20 protein-coding genes are annotated in these 19,143 nt (G+C 72.2%); 13 read left to right on the top strand and 7 right to left on the bottom strand.

The features are described from left to right. The first annotated feature begins 2 nt into the window (after positions 1 to 2). A complete protein-coding gene (locus ABLE53_RS23215; protein WP_348861548.1) occupies positions 3 to 950 on the top strand; it encodes an FAD-dependent oxidoreductase in 948 nt (315 codons plus the stop codon). On the opposite strand, the gene ABLE53_RS23210 is transcribed toward ABLE53_RS23215, so the two are convergent. Continuing rightward, entirely contained in the window at positions 907 to 2,316 is a 1,410-nt protein-coding gene (locus ABLE53_RS23210; RefSeq protein ID WP_348861546.1) for an MFS transporter, read from the bottom strand. The two genes, ABLE53_RS23215 and ABLE53_RS23210, sit on opposite strands and share 44 nt — an antisense overlap. A gap of 102 nt (positions 2,317 to 2,418) precedes the next feature. Here ABLE53_RS23210 and ABLE53_RS23205 point away from each other — a divergent pair, with 102 nt between their 5' ends. Beyond that, positions 2,419 to 3,279, top strand: coding sequence for a helix-turn-helix transcriptional regulator (locus ABLE53_RS23205; RefSeq protein WP_348861545.1), 861 nt, complete (start codon positions 2,419 to 2,421; stop codon positions 3,277 to 3,279). A 34-nt stretch (positions 3,280 to 3,313) separates the two neighbouring features. Here the strand turns inward: ABLE53_RS23205 and ABLE53_RS23200 are convergent, their stop codons facing one another. Together ABLE53_RS23200 and nucS are read right to left on the bottom strand one after the other, a co-directional pair. Beyond that, positions 3,314 to 3,568, bottom strand: coding sequence for a hypothetical protein (locus ABLE53_RS23200; protein ID WP_348861544.1), 255 nt, complete (start codon positions 3,566 to 3,568; stop codon positions 3,314 to 3,316). Between the two features lie 21 nt (positions 3,569 to 3,589). Beyond that, positions 3,590 to 4,288 carry an endonuclease NucS gene (gene nucS / locus ABLE53_RS23195; protein WP_348861543.1) on the bottom strand — a complete coding sequence of 233 codons (699 nt, stop codon included), beginning with the start codon at positions 4,286 to 4,288 and terminating at the stop codon, positions 3,590 to 3,592. A gap of 25 nt (positions 4,289 to 4,313) precedes the next feature. Between nucS and ABLE53_RS23190 the strand changes: the two genes are divergently transcribed. The 4 genes from ABLE53_RS23190 (at position 4,314) to ABLE53_RS23175 (ending at position 8,950) form a co-directional block, all read left to right on the top strand. After that, a complete protein-coding gene (locus ABLE53_RS23190) occupies positions 4,314 to 4,841 on the top strand; it encodes a GNAT family N-acetyltransferase (RefSeq protein ID WP_348861542.1) in 528 nt (175 codons plus the stop codon). Between the two features lie 182 nt (positions 4,842 to 5,023). Beyond that, positions 5,024 to 6,808, top strand: a complete 1,785-nt coding sequence (locus ABLE53_RS23185; protein ID WP_348861541.1) for a 3-hydroxyacyl-CoA dehydrogenase family protein — start codon at positions 5,024 to 5,026, stop codon at positions 6,806 to 6,808. A 54-nt stretch (positions 6,809 to 6,862) separates the two neighbouring features. Next, positions 6,863 to 8,350: an MFS transporter gene (locus ABLE53_RS23180; RefSeq protein ID WP_348861540.1), complete on the top strand. Its 1,488-nt coding sequence runs from the start codon at positions 6,863 to 6,865 to the stop codon at positions 8,348 to 8,350. Positions 8,351 to 8,362: 12 nt separating this feature from the next. Further along, complete coding sequence (locus ABLE53_RS23175; RefSeq protein ID WP_348861538.1) at positions 8,363 to 8,950, top strand: TMEM175 family protein; 588 nt, start codon at positions 8,363 to 8,365, stop codon at positions 8,948 to 8,950. 10 nt (positions 8,951 to 8,960) lie between these two features. Here the strand turns inward: ABLE53_RS23175 and ABLE53_RS23170 are convergent, their stop codons facing one another. Then, positions 8,961 to 9,554 (bottom strand): DinB family protein, encoded by a 594-nt coding sequence (locus ABLE53_RS23170; RefSeq protein WP_348861537.1) that lies wholly within the window; start codon positions 9,552 to 9,554, stop codon positions 8,961 to 8,963. A 1-nt stretch (position 9,555) separates the two neighbouring features. Then, positions 9,556 to 10,122: a DinB family protein gene (locus tag ABLE53_RS23165; RefSeq protein WP_348861536.1), complete on the bottom strand. Its 567-nt coding sequence runs from the start codon at positions 10,120 to 10,122 to the stop codon at positions 9,556 to 9,558. A gap of 61 nt (positions 10,123 to 10,183) precedes the next feature. On the opposite strand from ABLE53_RS23165, the gene ABLE53_RS23160 reads away from it, so the two are divergent. From ABLE53_RS23160 to ABLE53_RS23140, 5 genes are all read left to right on the top strand, one after another. Beyond that, positions 10,184 to 11,152 (top strand): helix-turn-helix transcriptional regulator, encoded by a 969-nt coding sequence (locus tag ABLE53_RS23160; RefSeq protein WP_348861535.1) that lies wholly within the window; start codon positions 10,184 to 10,186, stop codon positions 11,150 to 11,152. A gap of 9 nt (positions 11,153 to 11,161) precedes the next feature. Then, the gene (locus tag ABLE53_RS23155; protein WP_348861534.1) at positions 11,162 to 11,944 is read left to right on the top strand and encodes a hypothetical protein; all 783 of its coding nucleotides are present in this window, start codon (positions 11,162 to 11,164) and stop codon (positions 11,942 to 11,944) included. Between the two features lie 69 nt (positions 11,945 to 12,013). Further along, positions 12,014 to 12,811 (top strand): alpha/beta fold hydrolase, encoded by a 798-nt coding sequence (locus tag ABLE53_RS23150; protein WP_348861533.1) that lies wholly within the window; start codon positions 12,014 to 12,016, stop codon positions 12,809 to 12,811. Positions 12,812 to 12,870: 59 nt separating this feature from the next. After that, a complete protein-coding gene (locus tag ABLE53_RS23145) occupies positions 12,871 to 13,380 on the top strand; it encodes a SigE family RNA polymerase sigma factor (RefSeq protein ID WP_348861532.1) in 510 nt (169 codons plus the stop codon). Further along, positions 13,373 to 14,467: a hypothetical protein gene (locus ABLE53_RS23140; protein WP_348861531.1), complete on the top strand. Its 1,095-nt coding sequence runs from the start codon at positions 13,373 to 13,375 to the stop codon at positions 14,465 to 14,467. Before ABLE53_RS23145 ends, ABLE53_RS23140 begins: the two co-directional genes overlap by 8 nt. Before the next feature lie 18 nt (positions 14,468 to 14,485). On the opposite strand, the gene ABLE53_RS23135 is transcribed toward ABLE53_RS23140, so the two are convergent. After that, the gene (locus ABLE53_RS23135; RefSeq protein WP_348861530.1) at positions 14,486 to 15,700 is read right to left on the bottom strand and encodes an MFS transporter; all 1,215 of its coding nucleotides are present in this window, start codon (positions 15,698 to 15,700) and stop codon (positions 14,486 to 14,488) included. A gap of 62 nt (positions 15,701 to 15,762) precedes the next feature. Here ABLE53_RS23135 and ABLE53_RS23130 point away from each other — a divergent pair, with 62 nt between their 5' ends. Then, positions 15,763 to 16,632, top strand: coding sequence for a winged helix-turn-helix transcriptional regulator (locus tag ABLE53_RS23130; protein WP_348861529.1), 870 nt, complete (start codon positions 15,763 to 15,765; stop codon positions 16,630 to 16,632). A 21-nt stretch (positions 16,633 to 16,653) separates the two neighbouring features. Here the strand turns inward: ABLE53_RS23130 and ABLE53_RS23125 are convergent, their stop codons facing one another. After that, entirely contained in the window at positions 16,654 to 17,439 is a 786-nt protein-coding gene (locus ABLE53_RS23125; protein WP_348861528.1) for an IclR family transcriptional regulator, read from the bottom strand. Positions 17,440 to 17,527: 88 nt separating this feature from the next. On the opposite strand from ABLE53_RS23125, the gene ABLE53_RS23120 reads away from it, so the two are divergent. Further along, positions 17,528 to 19,126: an ABC transporter substrate-binding protein gene (locus tag ABLE53_RS23120; RefSeq protein ID WP_348861527.1), complete on the top strand. Its 1,599-nt coding sequence runs from the start codon at positions 17,528 to 17,530 to the stop codon at positions 19,124 to 19,126. The last annotated feature ends 17 nt before the right edge of the window (positions 19,127 to 19,143 follow it).

Here is a 19,143-nt window from a genome sequence, read left to right as displayed (position 1 = left end):
GCGTGGCCGAGGAGCGGGCCGTCGCGCCCGATGCCGGGCCGCGGGTCACCGTGGTGGGCGCCGGCGTCATCGGGCTCAGCTGCGCGCTGCGCCTCCTCGAGGAGGGGTACGCCGTCGGCGTACTCGCCCGCGAGCGCACCACCGCGACGACGTCCGCCGTCGCCGGCGGGTTCTGGTTCCCCTATCTCGCCGAGCCGCGCGAGCGGGTGGCGGCCTGGGCGACCCACTCCTTCCACGAGCTGGCCCGGCTGGCGCAGGAGGCGCCCGAGTCGGGGGTCCGGATGGCGCGCGGCACCATGGCTGCGCCCGAGGACGACCTGTGGTGGGCGGCGCCCGTCACCGATCTGGTCCGGCACGACGGCGGCATCACGTTCACCTCCCCGGTGGTGGAGATGCCGGTCTACCTGGCCTGGCTGGAGCAGCGGGTCCTCGACGCCGGCGGGACGATCACCACGGCCACGGTGAGCGACCTCGACGCCCTCGACGGCGACGTCGTCATCAACGCCACCGGGCTCGGCGCCCGCGAGCTGGTGGGTGACGGCAGCGTCTTCCCGGTGCAGGGGCAGGTCGTCGTCCTCGACCAGTGCGGACTCACCGAGTGGCTGGAGTCCGACACCGCGGACGGGCCGGTCTACGTCTTCCCGCGCGGGGGCGACATCCTGGTCGGTGGCACGGCCGTCGAGCACGCCGAGGAGTTGACGCCGGACCCGGTGGTCGCCGACACGATCCTGGCCCGCGCCGCCGAGGCCGTGCCCCAGATCGCCGACGCCACGGTGCGGACGCACCGGGTCGGGCTGCGCCCGGCCCGGCCCTCGGTCCGGCTGGAGCGCGAGGGCCGGGTCGTGCACTGCTACGGCCACGGTGGCGCCGGGGTCACCCTCAGCTGGGGATGCGCGGAGGAGGTCGTCACGCTCGTGCGCGAGGCAGCAGCCTCGTCAGCCCGGCGATGACGAGCATGACCGCGGCGAGGAGGTACGCCGTACCGGCGAACCCGTCGGCGCCGCCCCAGGACAGGTAGATCGAGCCGACCACTGCGGAGCCGAGTCCGAGGCAGGCCTGCTGCGTGGTGATGAGCAGGCCGCTGCCCAGGCCGGCCATGTGGCCGTGGACCTGGCTCAGCACGATGCCCATCAGCGGCGGCATCACCAGGCCGAGCCCGAAGCCGCCCACCAGCATCGGCACGAACTGGTCGCCGAGGGTGAACGAGCCGTCGGTGTGCGCGACGGTCCAGCCGACCGCGGCGTACCCGAGGACGGCGATGACCGAGCCGACCGTGAGCACCGAGGCGCCGTAGCGCGGCACGAGTCGGCCGGCGAGGAGCGAGGCGGCCAGGAAGGCGATCGACATCGGCAGCAGGCTCACGCCAATCCGCAGTGGCGTCATCCCGGAGACCTGGGCGACGAGCGAGTAGATGAACATGAACCCGCCGAAGGCGACGAAGAACGGTGCCGCGATGCCGAGCCCAACGCCGATGCTGCGGAAGCGGAAGAGCGTCGGCGGGACGAGGGGGAGACCGCCCCGCCGCTCGAGCCGCGTCTGCCAGCCGACGAGGGCGACCGCGACGGGCACGAAGGCACCGAGGCAGATCCAGGTCCAGGTCGGCCAGCCGAGGGCGCGGCCCTCGGTGAGCGGGAGGATGAGCAGCGTCATGGCGCCCCCGAGCAGCGCGGCGCCGACCAGGTCGAGCTGCGACCGGCTCGGAGCCTTGCTCTCGGGCAGGTAGCGCGCGATGCCGACGAGCACGACGGCGGCGATCGGCGCGTTGATCCAGAAGATCGCCCGCCAGCCGAGCGTGGAGTCGGAGAGGCTGCCGCCGAGCAGGAAGGCGAGGCTGGTCGCGATCCCGGCGGTCGCGCCGAACCACGCGATGGCGCGGTCGCGGTGGTGGCCGTCGGTGCTGGCGTGGATGGTCGCGAGCACCTGCGGCATCACGAAGGCGGCGGCGACGCCCTGGACGAACCGGGCGCCGACGAGCTGGATCGGGCTCTGGGCGGCGGCGCAGAGCAAGCTGGTCAGGGCGAAGAGCACCAGCCCGACCATGAGCATCCGCTTGCGGCCGAAGGAGTCGCCGAGCCGGCCGCCGATGACGACGAGCGAGGCGTAGACGACGCCGTAGGCCGCCACGACGAGCTGCAGCATGCCGGCTGACGCGTCCAGCTCGCCTCCGATCTCGCCGAGGGCCACGTTGACGCTGAAGAAGGACATGACCGGCACCATCACCGCCATAAGTGCGGCGGCGAGGGCGACCGGGTGCATCCGGCGCGGCTCGGCCGCGGTGGCGGCGGAGGCGCCGGGGAGAGTGAGGTCGGTTGCCATGTCATCCACGATCCGCGCCCTCGCATCCTGGTGGTGAGAGCCTGGTGATCCTGGTACTGGCACTACCTGGAAACCGTCTCCGTTTAGGGTGACGATAGTGGCATGACGTCCAGTGCCACCGCCCGCAGGACCGAGCTCGCCGACTTCCTGCGGACCCGTCGACAGCGGATCACGCCCGACGACGTCGGCCTCCCGGCCGGAGGCCGGCGTCGTACGCCGGGGCTGCGCCGCGAGGAGGTCGCGATGCTCGCCGGCGTCGGGGTGACGTGGTACACGTGGCTCGAGCAGGGCCGGGAGATCAACGCCTCCGTGCAGGTGCTCGAGGCGATCGCCCGGACCCTCAAGATGGACAACCAGGAGCGCTGGCACCTCTTCCAGCTCGCCGGCGTGACCGTCGTCGGGCCGACGAGCCAGTGCACCACGATCAGCACCGCCGGCGCGGAGATCCTCGACCAGCTCGACCCGTTCCCCGCGGTCGTGCTGTCGCAGCGCTACGACATCCTCGCCTACAACCGCGCCTACAACCGGATGGCCGGCGACCTGGACTCGATGGAGCCCGGCGAGCGCAACCACGCCTGGCTCTTCTTCACCCACCCCTACTGGCAGGACCTCTGCCTCCACGGCAAGCGCGAGGAGGCGGCGACCCACCTCGTCGGCACGATGCGGGCAGCGATGACCCAGCATCTCGACGACCCGCTGTGGACCGAGCTGGTCCAGCGGCTCCGCGAGGCGTCGGAGGAGTTCGACGCGATCTGGCGCCGCCACGAGGTGGTCGACCGCGCCGTGCCGGCCAAGGACTTCAAGAGCCCGGTCGGCGACCTCCACCTGACCGCCACCCGGTTCGCCGTCGGCAACGACGGCTTCACCCGGATGACCGTCTACTCCCCGCGCGATGAGGAGACCCGCGCGCGGCTCGTCCAGCTGGTGGCCTACGACGACGCGCAGAGGCTGCGTGCGGTCTGAGCGGCGTACGCCGGTGGGACCGGGCCCAGCCGCCTCAGGCGTCGAGCCTGATCAGCAGCTCGGAGAGGTAGCGGGTGAGCGCGTCCAGGTGGCGCTCGATCGCCTCGATCCGCGCGTCGGTGGCGTCGATCTTGCGGTCGACGCTGCTGACCCGGGCCTGCACGGCCCGGAACTCGGCGATGTGCATCTGCTGCATCGTCAGCAGGTGCCCCATCATCTCGTAGACGGCGCTGACGTCGTCCTCAAGTCGGCGTACCCCCATGCCTGACCCGCTCCCGTGGGTTGACATGGGCGGAAGTGTGACACGGGCTCAGAAGAGCCGGTCGCTGGGGTCGTCGAGACCCCGCAGCGCGTCGTAGTCGACGACGGTGCAGGTGATCCCGCGGTCGGTCGCGAGCACCCGGGCCTGCGGCTTGATCTCCTGCGCCGCGAAGATCCCGCGCACCGCGCCGTTGACGGTCAGCAGCGGGTCGCGGTTCAGCAGCGCGAGGTAGCGGGTCAGCTGCTCGACGCCGTCGATCTCCCCGCGCCGCTTGATCTCGACCGCGACCGAGACGCCGTCGCCGTCCCGGCACATCAGGTCGACCGGACCGATCGCGGTCGGATACTCACGGCGTACGAGCGTCAGGCCCGGCGCCAAGGTGGTGGGATGCTCGGCGAGCAGCTCCTGCAGGTGCTTCTCGACGCCGTCCTTCTGCAGCCCGGGGTCCACGCCGAGCTCGTGCCAGGTGTCGTGGTGGATCTCGTCGATGAGGATCCGCAGCGTGTCGTCCGGCCCTCTGGTCGAGCTCTGACTCGTGACGGTCCACTCCACCCGGCCGTCCTCCGCGGTGCCCTCCTTGAGCGTGCACGGCGGCGACATCCAGTTGAGCGGCTTGTAGGAGCCGCCGTCGGAGTGGACGAGCACCGACCCGTCGGCCTTGAGCATCAGCACCCGGGTGGCCATCGGCAGGTGGGCGGTGAGGCGTCCGGCGTAGTCGACCTGGCACGTTGCGACGACGAGTCTCACGCGGCCTGAATCTACAGTGAGCGCCGTGACGTTCGTACGCCCTCCGACGCGTGCCGACCTCCTCGTGCTCGCCGAGATCGAGGTGGCCGGCGACCGGCAGTTCGCCGACTGGTTCGGCCACGACCCGGGCTGGGACCCGCCGCCGTCGGGGGAGCACCGCGCCGCCGAGCCGGGCTTCCTGCTGGTCGCCGCCGAGAAGGCGGGCGGGCCGGCCGTCGGCTTCGTCCACGTGCTGGAGCTCGAGGGGTGGGCCCACCTCGAGCAGGTCTCGGTGAGGCCCGAGCGGCAGCGGCGCGGCCACGGCCGGACGCTGGTCGAGGCCGCCAAGGCCGGGGCGGCGGAGCGCGGCCACGAGCGGATCAGCCTGATGACGTACGCCGACGTCCCGTGGAACGCCCCCTTCTACGCGACCTGCGGCTTCGTGGAGGCCGAGCCGGCCGCGCCACTCCACCGCCGGCTGGTCGAGGTGGAGCGCGCCCTCGGGCTCGACCGGCACGGCCGTCGGGTCCTCATGGTGGCGCGTCTCACAGCCGATCGGGTTACCAACGAGTAGCAAATTGCGGCACGCTTCCGCAGCATGAGCGCACTGACCTCCGGCCCGGTCGGCCCTCGTCCGGCCTCACAAGGTGAGCCCCAGTCCACCGCCGAGGGAGCGGTCCCGAGGGAGTACGCCGCGGCTGCGCGTGGGGGCGGCCGCGGCGTACGACCGATGTGGCGGGTGGCATAGTGCCGGTCATGAGCGCGCGCACCTTCTCCACCGTCGGCGTCGTCGGCCTCGGCACCATGGGTGCCGGGATCGCCGAGGTCTTCGCCCGCAACGGGTTCACCGTCGTCGGCGTCGAGCAGAACGACGAGGCCGTCGACCGCGGCCGGGCCCACCTGCAGCACTCCACCGACCGCGCCGTGAAGCGCGGCAAGCTGTCCACCGGGGACCAGCAGACGCTGCTCGGCCGGATCAGCTTCGCGACCGATCCGACGGCGCTCAAGGACGCCGACTTCGTCGTCGAGGCGGTCGTCGAGTCGCTCGAGGTCAAGAAGTCGATCTTCGCCACGCTCGACGACATCGTCTCGCCCGAGACGATCCTCGCCACGAACACCTCCTCGCTCTCGGTCACGGAGATCTCCACGGCGAGCAAGCACCCCGGTCGGGTCGTGGGTGTGCACTTCTTCAACCCGGCACCGGTGCAGAGGTTCGTCGAGATCGTCCGCACCGTCGTCACCGAGCCCGACGTCCTCGACGACGCACGCGCCCTCGTCGAGAAGGTCGGCAAGAGCCCCGTCGTCTGTGGCGACCGAGCCGGCTTCATCGCCAACACGCTGCTGTTCGGCTACCTCAACCACGCGGTCTCGATGTACGAGGGCCACTACGCCACCCGGGAGGACATCGACGCCGCCATGCGGCTCGGCTGCGGCTACCCGATGGGGCCGCTGGCGCTGCTCGACCTGATCGGCCTCGACACGGCCTACGAGATCCTCGACACGATGTACCGCCAGGGCCGCGACCGCCTGCACGCGCCGGCCCCGATCCTCAAGCAGATGGTCACCGCCGGGATGCTCGGCCGGAAGACCGGCCGCGGCTTCTACACCTACGAGGCGCCGGACTCGCCGATCGTCGTCGACGACGCGCTCACCCCGGCGTCCGGGGCGGCCCACGACCTGGCCCGCCCGGTCTCGACCGTCGGCGTCGTCGGCACCGGCACGATGGCGACCGGCATCGTGGAGGTCTTCGCCAAGGCCGGGTACGACGTCGTGTTCGTCGGCCGCTCGCAGGCGAAGGTCGACGGCGTGGTGGCGACCGTGACCAAGTCGCTCGACAAGGCGATCCAGCGCGGCAAGCTCGAGGAGGATGCCAAGCCGGAGATCCTCGCCCGGCTGACCGGGACCACGCGGCTCGACGACCTCGCCTCCGTCGACATCGTGGTCGAGGCGATCGCCGAGGAGCTCGGCGCCAAGACCGCCCTCTTCGAGAACCTCGACGAGATCTGCAAGCAGGGTGCGGTCCTCGCGACGACGACCTCCTCGCTCCCGGTCATCTCCCTCGCGAAGGTCACCAAGCGGCCCGAGGACGTCGTCGGGATGCACTTCTTCAACCCGGCGCCGGTCATGAAGCTGGTCGAGGTCGTCTCGACGGTGTCCACCTCGGAGGAGGTCGCGGAGACGGTCCGCGGGCTCTGCGAGAAGGTCGGCAAGCACCCCGTCTCGTGCGGGGACCGGGCCGGCTTCATCGTCAACGCGCTGCTGTTCCCCTACCTCAACGACGCCGTCAAGATGCTCGAGGCCCACTACGCCACGGCCGACGACATCGACACCGCGATGAAGCTGGGCTGCGCGCTGCCGATGGGTCCCTTCGAGCTCCTCGACGTGGTCGGCAACGACGTCTCGCTCGCCATCGAGCGGGAGCTCTACAACGAGTTCCGCGAGCCCGGCTTCGCGCCCGCCCCGCTGCTGGAGCACCTCGTCACCGCCGGCTACCTCGGCCGCAAGACCGGCCGCGGCTTCCGGGACTACAGCCAGCGCTGACCGGCGTACGCCGGCCGGCACGTGCCCGCGCCTCGGGCCGGGTACCGGCTCGGCATGAGTGTCGAGACCGGCCGCATCACCACCGACATCCCCGCGCGGCTGGACCGGTTGCCGTGGGCGCGCTGGCACTGGATGGTGATCGTCGGGCTCGGCACCGTCTGGATCCTCGACGGCCTCGAGGTGACGATCGTCGGCTCGATGTCCGACGCGCTCCGCTCGCCCTCGACGGGGCTCGGGATGAGCAGCTGGGACGTCGGCTTCGCGGGTGCGGCGTACGTCGCGGGGGCGTGCCTCGGCGCGCTCGTCTTCGGGCAGCTCACCGACCGGTTCGGTCGTAAGCGGCTCTTCCTGGTCACGCTCGGCGTCTACGGCTGCGCGACGGTGCTGACCGCCTTCGCGCCGGCACCGTGGTGGTACTTCACAGCCCGGTTCCTCACCGGCACCGGGATCGGCGGTGAGTACGCCGCGGTCAACTCCGCCGTCGACGAGCTGATCCCGGCCCGTTACCGTGGACGGGTCGACGTCACGATCAACGGGTCGTACTGGGTCGGCGCCGCGCTCGGGTCGCTGCTGACGGTGCCGCTGCTCGACCCGACGATCGTCGACGCGGCCTGGGGCTGGCGGATCGCGTTCGCGCTCGGGGCGACGCTCGCGGTCGGCATCCTGCTGGTCCGGCGCAACGTGCCCGAGTCGCCGCGCTGGCTCTTCATCCACGGCCGCGAGGACAAGGCGGAGCGGATCGTCAGCGGGGTCGAGCAGCGGGTCGCGGAGGAGACGGGGGAGCGGCTCCGCGGGGTCGACGAGACGATCACGATCCGGCAGCGCCGCTCGATCGGGTTCGGCACGATCGCGCGGACGGTCACGACCCTCTACCCGCGCCGGACCGTGCTCTGCCTGGCGCTCTTCATCGGCCAGGCGTTCCTCTACAACGCGTTCTTCTTCACCTACGGCGACACGCTCACGACCTTCCTCGGGGTGAAGCAGGCCGGCTGGTACCTCGCCGTGTTCGCGGCCGCCAACTTCGCCGGGGCGCTCGCTCTCAGCCCGCTCTTCGACCGGGTCGGCCGGGTGCGGATGATCACCGGGACGTACGTCGTCTCCGGGCTGCTCCTCGCCGTCACCGGCGTCCTCCTCGGCAGCCTGTCGGCGATCACCCTCACGGTCGCCGGGGCCGTGGTCTTCTTCATCGCCTCGGCCGGCGCGAGCTCGGCGTACCTCACCGCCAGCGAGGTCTTCCCGATGGAGACCCGGGCGCTGTGCATCGCGTTCTTCTACGCCGTCGGCACCGCGGCCGGCGGCATCTCCGGCCCGCTCTTCTTCGGCTGGCTCATCGACCGGGCCTCGGCGAGCAGCGACATCACGGGGATCGCGGTCGGCTACTTCGTCGGCGCCGCGCTGATGGTCACAGGCGGGATCGCCGAGGCGTTCCTCGGCGTACGCGCGGAGGGGCGCTCGCTCGAGAGCATCGCCCAGCCGCTCACCGCCGAGGACGCCGGCGACTCGCGGGACGGCGCCCAGCCGGCCCCCGCCGGCGCCGGCTGAGATCATCGGGGCATGCAGAGCAGTCGCCTCGAAGCGTTCAGCGACGGCGTCCTCGCCATCATCATCACGATCATGGTGCTGGAGCTGCACCTGCCCGACGAGCCCACCTTCGACGCGTTCGTGCACGAGACCGGCCTGCCGCTGCTCACCTACCTGCTGAGCTTCATCTATGTCGGGATCTACTGGAACAACCACCACCACCTGTTCCAGATCGTCGAGCACGTCGACGGCATCGTGCTGTGGGCCAACCTGCACCTGCTCTTCTGGCTCTCCCTCTTCCCGCTGTCGACGGCGTGGATCGACGAGGAGCACGTGACCCGTGACCCGGCGATCCTGTACGGCGCGAACCTGCTCGGGGCCGCCGTCGCGTACTACCTGCTCCAGCTCTCGATCCAGCGGCTGCCGTCGGGCAAGCGGCTCGCCGAGGCCCTCGGGCGCGACGTCAAGGGGAAGATCTCGCCGGTGCTCTACCTGTGCGGGATCGGTCTGGCCTTCGTCGCCCCGAGATTCTCGATCGTGCCCTACGTGCTGGTGGCGCTGATGTGGCTGGTCCCGGACCGGCGGCTGGAGCACTGGCTGCAGGAGAACGCCGCAGACTGACGGCCGGGCCTCACACCCCGACCGGCGGCTGCCACGGCTTGACCCACGGCGTCTCGGGCCAGCCCTCGCGGCCGGCGAGGAGCTCGATCATCTGGGCGCCGTCGATGCCCTCCCGGATGATGTCGGCGTGGCCGGCGTGGCGGGCGAGCTCCTCGAAGAGGTGGAACCACACCCAGCGCACCGACCAGGCCTCGACGTCCTTCGGGAACCACGGCGCGTCGGGCACCGGCGCCGGCGTGTCGAGGTCGAGCGTGCGGACGGCGTCGAGCACCCGGCCGCACACGTCGTCGTACGCCGCCAGCGCGGCCTCGAGCGTCTCGTCGTCGCCCCAGCGGAACGCCGCAAGCCACTCTTCGTAGGCCTCCTCGCCGGAGTGCTCCAGCGCCTTCTCGGGTGCGGCGAGGGCGATGGCGAGCCAGTCCTCGGAGACGAGAGTGAGGTGCTTGACGAGCGTGCCGATCCGGAGCTCGCTGGGCGAGGACTTCATCCCCGCTTGGGCATCGGTGAGCCCGTAGGCGGCGTTGCGGAACGCGTCCTGCTGCTGGTGGAGGAAGCCGACGAGAGCGGAGCGCTCGTCGGGGGCGACGGGGGCGTGTGCGGGCATGTCAGAGGGTCCTTCCGCTGGTGTGGAGGTAGAGGTCGCGCAGCAGCGCGACCTCGGACAGGTGGTGGATCGCTTCGCGGTTGATGTGGAGGACGAGGGCGGCCTTGGGAAGCTCGGCGAACGCACCCTCGGCCGGGCCGATCGGCTCGACGAGCCGGTCATCGCCCCAGTCGGCCACGCCGGCGCTCCAGCTCGCCAGCTGGGTCTCGAGCTGGTCGAGCGCCTCCTTGGCGGTGCCGGCGTACTCCCATGTCTCGTACGACGCCGACGGGCCGCCGAAGTGCGACGCGTTGCGCGCCGCGAGCACGCCGACGACGACGTGGCCGAGCCGCCAGGCGATGGTGGTCACGGGCGCGGGCTCCGGCTCCGGGAAGGCCCAGTCGATGGTGTAGTCGCCGCCACCGGCGGCCATCGGAGCGGTGGAGGTCCCGCGGGGACGGACGTTCCAGGCGCCGGGGACCGGCTCCCAGAAGTACTCGTCGTCGGTCAGGCCCTCGAGGCGGGGCCTCAGCTGGTGGGTCCAGTGCCACTCGAGCTGCTCGCGCAGGAGTGCGTTCCATTCGGTCATGGGCCCAGTCAACCTCCCTTAGCGGACAGATTCGGTCCGCTAGCTGTGACAGGCTGATGGTATGAGCGAGACGGGTACGACGGAGCGGGTGCTGCGCCTGCTCGCGCTGCTGCAGCAGCGACCGGTGTGGACCGGCCCTGAGCTGGCCGAGCGGCTCGGGGTGACGACGCGCAGCATCCGCCGCGACGTCGAGCGGCTGCGGTCGCTCGGCTACCCGGTGAACGCTGCCCAGGGCGTAGGCGGGGGCTACCAGCTCGGCGCCGGCAAGGCGCTGCCGCCGCTGCTGCTCGACGACGAGGAGGCCATCGCGACGGCGGTCTCGCTGCGGCTCGCTGCGGGAGGCACCGTCGCGGGCGCCTCCGAGGCCGCCGTACGCACGCTCGCCAAGCTCGACCAGGTGCTCCCGGCCCGGCTGCGCGCGGAGGTGCGCGCGCTCCACGACGCGATCGCCACCCTCGAGGGCGCCCGGATCGAGGTCGACGCCGATGCGCTGCTCCAGCTCGCCAAGGCGACCCGGGACCGGCTCCGCGTCGAGTTCGGTTACGACGCCCGCGACGGAGCGGCCACCGTCAGGCGGGTCGAGCCCTACGCAATGGTCGCGACCGGCCGGCGGTGGTACCTCATGGCGTTCGACCTCGATCGCGACGACTGGCGCACGTTCCGGCTGGACCGGCTGCGCGACCTGCGCACCTCGACGCTGCGCTACCGGCCGCGCGACCATCCGGACCCGGCGCAGTTCGTGCAGCGGGCGATCAGCTCGTCGTCGTACGCCCATCCCGCGCGGATCAGGCTGCGCGCCCCGGCCGCGGCGGCCCGCGAACGGATCCCGGCCTGGATCGGAGGCATCACGCCCGAGGGCGAGGACCACTGCGTCCTCGAGACCGGCGCGCACGACCTCTGGGCGCTGGCCCTCCACCTCGGCCTCCTCGGGATCGACTTCGAGGTGCTCGAGCCGGCCGAGCTGGGCGAGTACGTCGCCCAGGCCGGCGCCCGGATGACGGCGGCCGCCGGGCGACCACCGGCACCGTAGGCTGTGGCCATGGGAAGCATCGTCCTCCTCCTGGTCGTCGTCGCCGCCGTGGTGGCGATCGTGATGGCCAACAAGCGCAGCAAGGCCAACGCCCTGGAGCGGAAGCGCCAGGCGCTGGAGCCCGTCAAGAGGCTCGCCTTCGAGGACGTGACCGCCCTCGGTGAGGAGCTGCAGCGGCTCGACCTCGAGCTCGCCGGGACCGAGCTGGACACGGCGGCCCGGGCCGACTACCAGCGCGCGCTCGACGCCTACGAGGCCGCCAAGCAGTCCGGCGACGCGATGGCGAAGCCGGAGGACATCTCCCACGTGACGAGCATCGTCGAGGACGGTCGCTACGCGATCGACTGCGTGCGCGCGCGGGTGAAGGGCGACCCGCTGCCGACCAAGCGGGCGCCCTGCTTCTTCGACCCGCGCCACGGCATCTCCAAGACCGACGTGTCCTGGACCTTTCCGGACGGCACCGTGAAGCAGGTCCCGGCGTGCGCCCTCGACGCCGACCGGCTGCGCGTCGGCGCCATGCCCGACATCCGGCAGGTCATGGTCGGCCCGCAGCGGGTGCCGTACTGGCAGGGCGGACGGCAGTACCAGCCGTACGCGCGCGGCTACTTCTCCGGCTTCGGGCCGATGGAGTGGCTCTTCGTGGGCATGTTCGCCGACGACATCCTGTGGGGCCTCGGCGGCCTCGCGGAGGGCATCGGTGACGGGATGGGTGACCTGATCGGCGGCATCGGGGACGGCATCGGCGACATCGGCGACGGCATCGGCGACCTCTTCGACGGGTTCGACTTCTGACAGAACCGGACGTGCGGTGAGCGGCCCCGTCTGCTTCTGTTGACCGGTGACCCCACTACGCTGACGGGTGTGACCCGGCCCTCCCTGCACACCCTGACGATGGGGGAGTCCGGGACCAGGGTCGTCTTCCTCCACGGCCTGTTCGGGCAGGGCCGCAACTGGACGACCATCGGCAAGGCGCTCGCCGACCGTCACCGCGTCCTCCTCGTCGACCTGCCCCACCACGGACGGTCGCCGTCGTCCGAGCGCTTCGACTACCTCGACGTCGCCGACCACGTCGCCGAGCTGGTGGAGGCGCAGGGGTCCGAGGACGACCCGGCCGCGGTGGTCGGCCACTCGATGGGCGGCAAGGTGGCGATGCTGCTCGCCCTCACCCATCCCTCGCTCGTCGAGCGCCTGGTGGTCGCGGACATGTCGCCGGTCGCCTACCCGACCGCCCGCGACTTCGTCACCTACACCTCGGCGCTCCAGTCGCTCGACCTCGACGCCGTGACGCGGCGCGAGGACGCCGACCGGCTGCTCGAGCCGGCTGTGCCGGACCCCACCATCCGCGGCTTCCTGCTCCAGAACCTCCGCCGCCACGGCGACTCCTGGCGCTGGCAGCTCAACCTCGACGTGCTCGCCCGCGGCCTGGCCGAGATCGGCGGCTGGCCCGAGGACCGGCTGGCCGGCACCCCGCCGTACGACGGGCCGGTGCTCTGGCTCGCGGGGGAGCGGTCGGGCTACGTGAAGGACGAGTACGCCGACGCCATGCGGCGCTGGTTCCCGCACTACCGCAAGGTCACGATCAAGGGCGCCGGCCACTGGCTGCACTCCGAGCGGCCCGACGTCTTCACCGCGGCCCTGCGTCAGTTCCTCGGCGACTGAGTCGAACCCGGCTGCCACAAACGCTCGCGCAGCGGCGTCAGTCGTGCGTGGATGTGGGTGTGACGGAGCGACCGGCGACGGCGCCGAGCTTCGACCAGTGGGTCGAGGCGCGGGCGCCGGCGCTGCTGCGGTTCGCCTACCTCGTCACCGGCACCCAGGCCGAGGCGGAGGACGCCGTGCAGTCGGCGCTGGAGCGCGCGTACGTCCGCTGGGACCACGTCGTACGCGCCGACGACCCCGAGGCCTACGTCCGCCGCATGGTCGCGAACGAGCACGTCTCGCTGTGGCGCCGAGGCCGGCGCCGGGAGTGGCCGGTCGCCGACGTCAGGGGCTCGGACCCGCGCGGCCAGGGCGACGGGGACCCGGCCGAGGAGGTCGCCCTGACCGAGGCCGTACGCCGCGTGTGCGACGGCTTGCCCCGCCAGCAGCGTGCCGCGGTCGTGCTCCGCTACTACGAGGACCGCGACTACGACGAGATCGCCGACCTGCTCGGCTGCTCCGAGGCGACCGCCCGCTCCCACGTCCACCGTGCCCTCGTCGCCCTGCGCAAGGAGCTCTCCGATGACTGAGCCGACCGACCAGCAGCTCGAGCAGGTCCTCCGGGCAGGCCTCCAGCACCTCGCCGGCGAGCCGGACGTGACGGTGCCGGTGGCCGACCGCGCCCGGACCGAGGCCGTACGCCGCCGACGCCACGCGCGCCGCTCCCGCCTCGTCGGCGGCGCCGCAGCAGCCGCCGTGGTCGCTGTGGTCGCTGGGACCCTCGCCGTCGTCGACGGCCGCGACGACGGGTCGCCGACCCCCGCGGCGAGCGAGCCGGCCGATGCCGGCCCGGCCGGCTTCCGGCTCGAGGTCTGGCACGACGTGATGGTCTACGTCCCCTCCGACTGGGGCTGGGGAGCGGCGCCGCCGGCGTGCGGCGTCGACGAGCGGGTCGGCGCGGACGGCCACCGGCGTACGCCGGGCGAGGCCGTGCACGGGTATGTCGGCCGGCCGGTCTCGCAGATCCCGCGCTGCCCCACCTCGACCCCCGGCACCCAGCCGCTGCCGACCGCGCCGTACGTCTGGCTCGGCTCCAACCAGCCGACCGGCACGGTCGAGCTCGGCGGCGGCTGGACGCAGGAGACCATCGCGGTGGGCGACGAGACGGTGACCGTCGCGACCCGCGACGACACCCTGCGCCGCCAGATCCTCGACTCGGCCGCCCCCGCGCACGGCCAGTGCTCCGCGCGGCTCGACTCGCCGCCCGTCGTCGGCAGCAGCGCCGAGGACGCCCCGCTCTTCTCCCCGCAGTCGATGACGGTCTGCGCGTACGCCGCGGACGCGAGCATGTCGCACTACGACCTGCTCTACGAGCAGAGCCTCGAGTCCGGTCCGGCCAAGCAGCTCGCCGACGCCGTGGCGGCGGCCAAGCCGCTGGGGGAGTACAGCTGCTACGCCGCGCGCGGCGGTGAGTGGGCGCTGCTCCGCCTGAGCAGCGGGCCCGCGCACCGCGACTACGTCGTCGACCTCAGCTGCCCGAGCATCGCCGCACCCGACGGCACGCAGCACGAGCTCACCGCCGCGGACGTCCTGCCCTGGGCCGTCGACGGCGTCAACGCCGTGCTCCACGCCCCGGCCGGCGTGAAGGTGCCGGGCCGGTTCGTCCCGTCGTACTGAGCTTCGCGATGAGGCCGGTCATCCGGCGACCTTGCGCGGCGGCTCGCCGACGACCTCCGGCTCCGGCAGATCGCGCGGGGACGGGCTCGTCAGCCGATCGGCGAGCACGACGCCCGCCGCGACGAGGCAGGCGAGGAGGCAGCCGGGCCACAGCAGCGCCGGCGCTGCGGCGTACACCGCCGTGCCGATCGGCGCGGCGAGCATCGTGCCGCTGGTCGCGGCGCCGGTGTAGAGGCCCTGGTACTGCCCGACCAGGTGGTCGGGGGCGGCGTCGAGGACGTGCGCGGTGGCCGTGGTCTTGTAGAGGATCTCGCCGGCGGTGAGGACGACCATCGCGAGCGTCGCGGTGGCGACCGAGACCGGAAGCCCGAAGCCGACCATGCCGAGGCCGACCAGCGCGTAGCCGGCGGCGATGATCGGGTACGCCGACCGCCGTCGCAGGCGGAGCGCCACCGGGACCTCCAGGGCGAGGATGAGGCCGGAGCCGAGTGCGATGATCGCGGTGTAGAGGCCGACCGGCTCGCCGGCGTCGCGCAGCCGCAGCGGGACGGTCGTGTAGAGCTGGCGGTAGACGACGTCGGCGAGCACGACGGCCGGCAGGAAGCCGAGCAGCGCCCGGTCGGCCCTCAGCGCCTGCCACATGCTCGGACGCGGACCGGCGGGCGCGGGGCGGGTCCCCGCCTCCCGCGGCAGGGCGGGGACGGTCGCGAAGCGGACCGCGAGGGTCAGCGCGCCGTCGACGACGAAGAGGGCGCCGTAGGAGTGGGCGGCGATGACCGCGCCCAAGGGCGGACCGAGCACGAACCCGGCGTTGGAGAACGCCCGCCCGATCGCCACCGACGTACGCCGGTCCCCGCGCTCCACCGCGAGCGCCGACATGGCGCCCGAAGAGACCGAGGCGGTGGCGGCGAGGTACGCCGATACCGGCAGCACCACGGCGAGCACGCCGACCGGCTGCCAGGGGACCGAGGCCACGCCCACTGCGGCGGCGGTCGAGCACCACACGAGCACGCGCCGGTGCCCCAGCCAGTCGCCCCAGCGACCGCCGGTGAAGCTGCCGAGCAGCATGCCGACGCCGTATGCGCCGGCGAGCAGACCGGCGAGAGGCGCAGCGAGGTCACGCGGACCCGTCAGATACAGGGTCAGGAAGAGCATCAGGAAGGAGGACGCGGAGCCGAAGAAGCGGCCGACGGCCAGGACCCAGACGGTTCGCGGCACGTCGCGCAGGTCCACCGTTTGCTCCTCGGAGTAAGTTCCTTTTCGAAACTAACTCTTACCATGGCAGGGTCGGAACGATGAAGGGGGCCTCGGTGCGGGACGTGGAGGCGGTCGACCCCGACTGTGCGATCGCGCAGGCTCTCGGGGTCGTAGGGGACTGGTGGACCCTGCTGGTCATCAGGGACGTCGCCGGCGGTCTCCACTGGTTCGACGCCCTCAGGGCCGACCTCGGGATCAGCCGCAAGGTCCTCGCCGAGCGGCTCCGCGCGCTCGAGTCGGACGGGGTGGTGGAGCGGCGGCAGTACTCCGCTCGGCCGCCACGCTTCGAGTACCACCTCACCGAGAAGGGCAGGGGGCTGCTCCCCGTCCTCGTCGCGCTGCAGGACTGGGGGACCCGCTACGTCCTCGGCGACGGGAGCCTCGACGCGAGCAGCGCTCCCGACTCGGGGGAGGCGCGCCGCGCGCAAGGTCTCGTCGGGCGCGCCGTGCCGCAGCTCCGTCCCGATCCGCTCGCGCACGCCGGCTCGACGGTCGTGTACTTCTTCCCGGGCGCCGCACCGCCGGGCACGCGGTTCTACCCGCCCGGCTGGGGCGACATCCCGGGCGCCGCGGGCTGCACCCTCGAGGCGACCACCTTCCGGGACGCGTACGCCGAGTTCCGGGACGCCGGCGCGCAGGTCGTCGGGGTCAGCACCCAGCGCCAGGACCAGCTCGACGCGCTCGCCGACCACCTCGGCCTGCCCTTCCCGCTGGTCTCGGACGAGCGGCTCGACCTCGCCGCCGCGCTGCGGCTGCCGACCTTCCGTGCCGGCGGCGAGTCGAGGTTCAAGCGGCTGACGATGCTGGTCGGCCCCGACAGGGTGATCCGCGAGGTGCTGTTCCCGGTGACCGACCCGGCCGGGACGGTGAAGGACGCACTGGACCTTGTGCGGACGGCGACGGGATAGGCCGGCCGGGCCGGCGGACGGTCAGTCGGCCGACGCGCCCGAGCGCGGCCGGGAGAGCGCGGTGGCCCCCTCGACGACCAGCTCGCCGAGCTCGGCGAACCGCTCTTCGGGCAGCCGGTGGCGCGGGCCCCAGATGCTGAGCACCGCGAGCGGCCGGCCGGAGCGGTCGAGGACCGCCGAGGACACGCCGTACGCCGTCACCTCGTACTCTCCCCGGCAGACGCTGTAGCCCCGCGCGCGGTCCTCGCCGATCACCGCCCGCAGCTCGGCCGGGTCGGTGATCGTCGTCGGGGTGAACCCCTCGAGCGGCATCCGCAGCGCACTGTCCACGAAGTCGTCGCCGGCGTACGCCAGCAGCGCCTTGCCGGTGGAGGTGGCGTGCAGCGGCACCGTCCGGCCCTTCCAGTGGACCGAGACGATCGAGGCCGGCTCGACCTCCTCGATGTACCGCAGCCGGCCCGCGGCGGGGAAGGCGATCGCGGCCGTCTCGCCGGTGTCTCGCGCGAGCTGCTCGAGGACCGGCCCGGCGTCGCGCACGAGAGTGTCGGTGTCGTACGCACCGACCAGGTCGAGCAGGCCCGGGCCGATCGACCACTGCCCGGTCACCCGGTCCTGGCGCACCAGCCCGTCGGCCTCGAGGGTGGTGAGGATCCGCCAGGCGGTCGCCCGGTGGAGCCCGCACGCCTCGGCGAGCTCCCGGACGGTGGTGTCGCGAGGGCACGCGGCCGAGGCGACGGCCCGCAGCAGCGCGGAGGCGCGCTCCACCGACTGGACCCTTCCCGAGCGGCGGGCACCCTCGTCGGCCATGTCGGTGAAACCTCCTTTTCACCGGTCGTTGGCCCTTGACCCCGCCGACGACCGGCCAATAGGTTCGCATCGCGCGAAAGGTGCTCGCATGACGAACCGACGCTCAGAATACGCATCCCAGGCGCAGTCCGGGAAGCAGATCTCGCGCCGCGACGCACTCCGGTGGACCGCCACCGCGGTGGGCGGCGCGGCCGCCGCGCGAGCCCTCACCGCCTGCGGCGTGCAGACCGCGCCGGTCGACGCATCCGCCCCGCGCAAGCGCGGGGGCGTGCTGAGCCAGGGCGCCACGGGCGGTGGTCTCACCGATACCCTCGACCCGCACTTCCCGGTCACCAACCCCGACATCTCGCGCTGCAACAACCTCTACGAGCCGCTGCTGCTCTGGGACGCGAAGTACCAGGTGTCCCCGGGGCTGGCCACCGAGGTGACGCCGAACGGGGACGCGACCGTGTGGACCGTGCGGCTCCGGCCGGACGTCACCTTCCACCACGGCAAGGACCTCACCCCCGCGGACGTGCTCCACACCCTCAGTCGCGTGACGGACCCGAAGAACACCGCGCCCGGCGGCGTCGAGCTGGCCGCGATCCTCGACCTCAAGAACGCCAAGGTCCGCGACAAGCGCACGATCGAGCTGCCGCTCAAGTCGCCGTACGCCGTCCTCGACCAGCTGCTCGCGGAGTACACCGTCGGCATCATCCCCACCGACTTCGACCTGAAGAACCCGGTCGGGACCGGCGCGTTCAAGTACAAGTCGTTCACGCCCGGGCTGGTCTCCCGCTTCGAGCGGTTCGACGACTACTGGGGCGAGCCGGCGTGGGTCGACGAGCTCTACATCTACGACTTCAGCGACGACGCCGCGAAGGTCAACGCGCTGCTGGCCGGTCAGGTCCAGGTGGTCGACAACCTGCCGACGTACCTCGTCGACGCGATCCACCGGCAGGGCGCCTCGCCGCTGATCTCGGAGACCGGCGCGTGGGTGCCGTTCACGATGCGCGTGGACGTGGCGCCGTTCAAGGACGTCCGGGTCAGGCAGGCGCTGCGGATGGTCGTGGACCGGCAGCAGATGATCGACCAGGCGCTCAGCGGCTACGGCATCCTCGGCAACGACCTCTACGCGCCGTTCGATCCGGCGTACGACAAGAGCCTCCCGCAGCGCCACCAGGACATCGACCAGGCGAAGTCGCTGCTGCGCCAGGCGGGCCACGCCGACCTCCAGGTCGAGCTGGTCACCTCAGACGCCGTCGGCAGCGGTGGCGTCGAGTCGGCCAACCTCTTCGTGAGCCAGGCGCGGCAGGCCGGCATCGACGTACGCCTGCGGAAGACCGAGGGCAGCATCTTCTACGGCGACCGCTACCTGTCCTGGAACTTCGCCCAGGACTTCTGGAACACCCGCAACTACATCCCGCAGGTGGCCCAGTGCGCGCAGAAGAACTCTCCCTACAACGAGTGCCACTTCCAGAACGACGAGTTCGACGCGCTCATCGCCCGGGCCCGCCGCGAGCCCGACGAGGCGAAGCGCACCGACCTGTGCCACCAGGCGCAGAAGATCGAGTACGACACCGGCGGCTACATCATCTGGGGCTTCCGGCGCCAGGTCGACGCCTACTCCAACCTCGTGACGGGGCTGACGCCCCACCGCTACCTGCCCTGCTCGTCGTACAAGTTCCACAAGGTCTCGTTCGTCTAGACCCCTGCCGCTGAGCC

The organism is Nocardioides asiaticus, from assembly GCF_040049175.1.
Taxonomy (GTDB): Bacteria; Actinomycetota; Actinomycetes; order Propionibacteriales; family Nocardioidaceae; genus Nocardioides; species Nocardioides cheoyonin.
This window is presented reverse-complemented; position numbering and strand designations above follow the sequence as displayed.

Excerpts from the sequence above, each read along its gene's own strand:
- ABLE53_RS23210 (WP_348861546.1), bottom strand. The coding sequence starts at position 2,316 with ATGGCAACCGACCTCACTCTCCCCGGCGCCTCCGCCGCCACCGCGGCC.
- ABLE53_RS23205 (WP_348861545.1), top strand. The coding sequence starts at position 2,419 with ATGACGTCCAGTGCCACCGCCCGCAGGACCGAGCTCGCCGACTTCCTG.
- ABLE53_RS23200 (WP_348861544.1), bottom strand. The coding sequence starts at position 3,568 with ATGTCAACCCACGGGAGCGGGTCAGGCATGGGGGTACGCCGACTTGAG.
- ABLE53_RS23185 (WP_348861541.1), top strand. The coding sequence starts at position 5,024 with ATGAGCGCGCGCACCTTCTCCACCGTCGGCGTCGTCGGCCTCGGCACC.
- ABLE53_RS23180 (WP_348861540.1), top strand. The coding sequence starts at position 6,863 with ATGAGTGTCGAGACCGGCCGCATCACCACCGACATCCCCGCGCGGCTG.
- ABLE53_RS23175 (WP_348861538.1), top strand. The coding sequence starts at position 8,363 with ATGCAGAGCAGTCGCCTCGAAGCGTTCAGCGACGGCGTCCTCGCCATC.
- ABLE53_RS23170 (WP_348861537.1), bottom strand. The coding sequence starts at position 9,554 with ATGCCCGCACACGCCCCCGTCGCCCCCGACGAGCGCTCCGCTCTCGTC.
- ABLE53_RS23165 (WP_348861536.1), bottom strand. The coding sequence starts at position 10,122 with ATGACCGAATGGAACGCACTCCTGCGCGAGCAGCTCGAGTGGCACTGG.
- ABLE53_RS23160 (WP_348861535.1), top strand. The coding sequence starts at position 10,184 with ATGAGCGAGACGGGTACGACGGAGCGGGTGCTGCGCCTGCTCGCGCTG.
- ABLE53_RS23155 (WP_348861534.1), top strand. The coding sequence starts at position 11,162 with ATGGGAAGCATCGTCCTCCTCCTGGTCGTCGTCGCCGCCGTGGTGGCG.
- ABLE53_RS23140 (WP_348861531.1), top strand. The coding sequence starts at position 13,373 with ATGACTGAGCCGACCGACCAGCAGCTCGAGCAGGTCCTCCGGGCAGGC.
- ABLE53_RS23130 (WP_348861529.1), top strand. The coding sequence starts at position 15,763 with ATGAAGGGGGCCTCGGTGCGGGACGTGGAGGCGGTCGACCCCGACTGT.
- ABLE53_RS23125 (WP_348861528.1), bottom strand. The coding sequence starts at position 17,439 with ATGGCCGACGAGGGTGCCCGCCGCTCGGGAAGGGTCCAGTCGGTGGAG.
- ABLE53_RS23120 (WP_348861527.1), top strand. The coding sequence starts at position 17,528 with ATGACGAACCGACGCTCAGAATACGCATCCCAGGCGCAGTCCGGGAAG.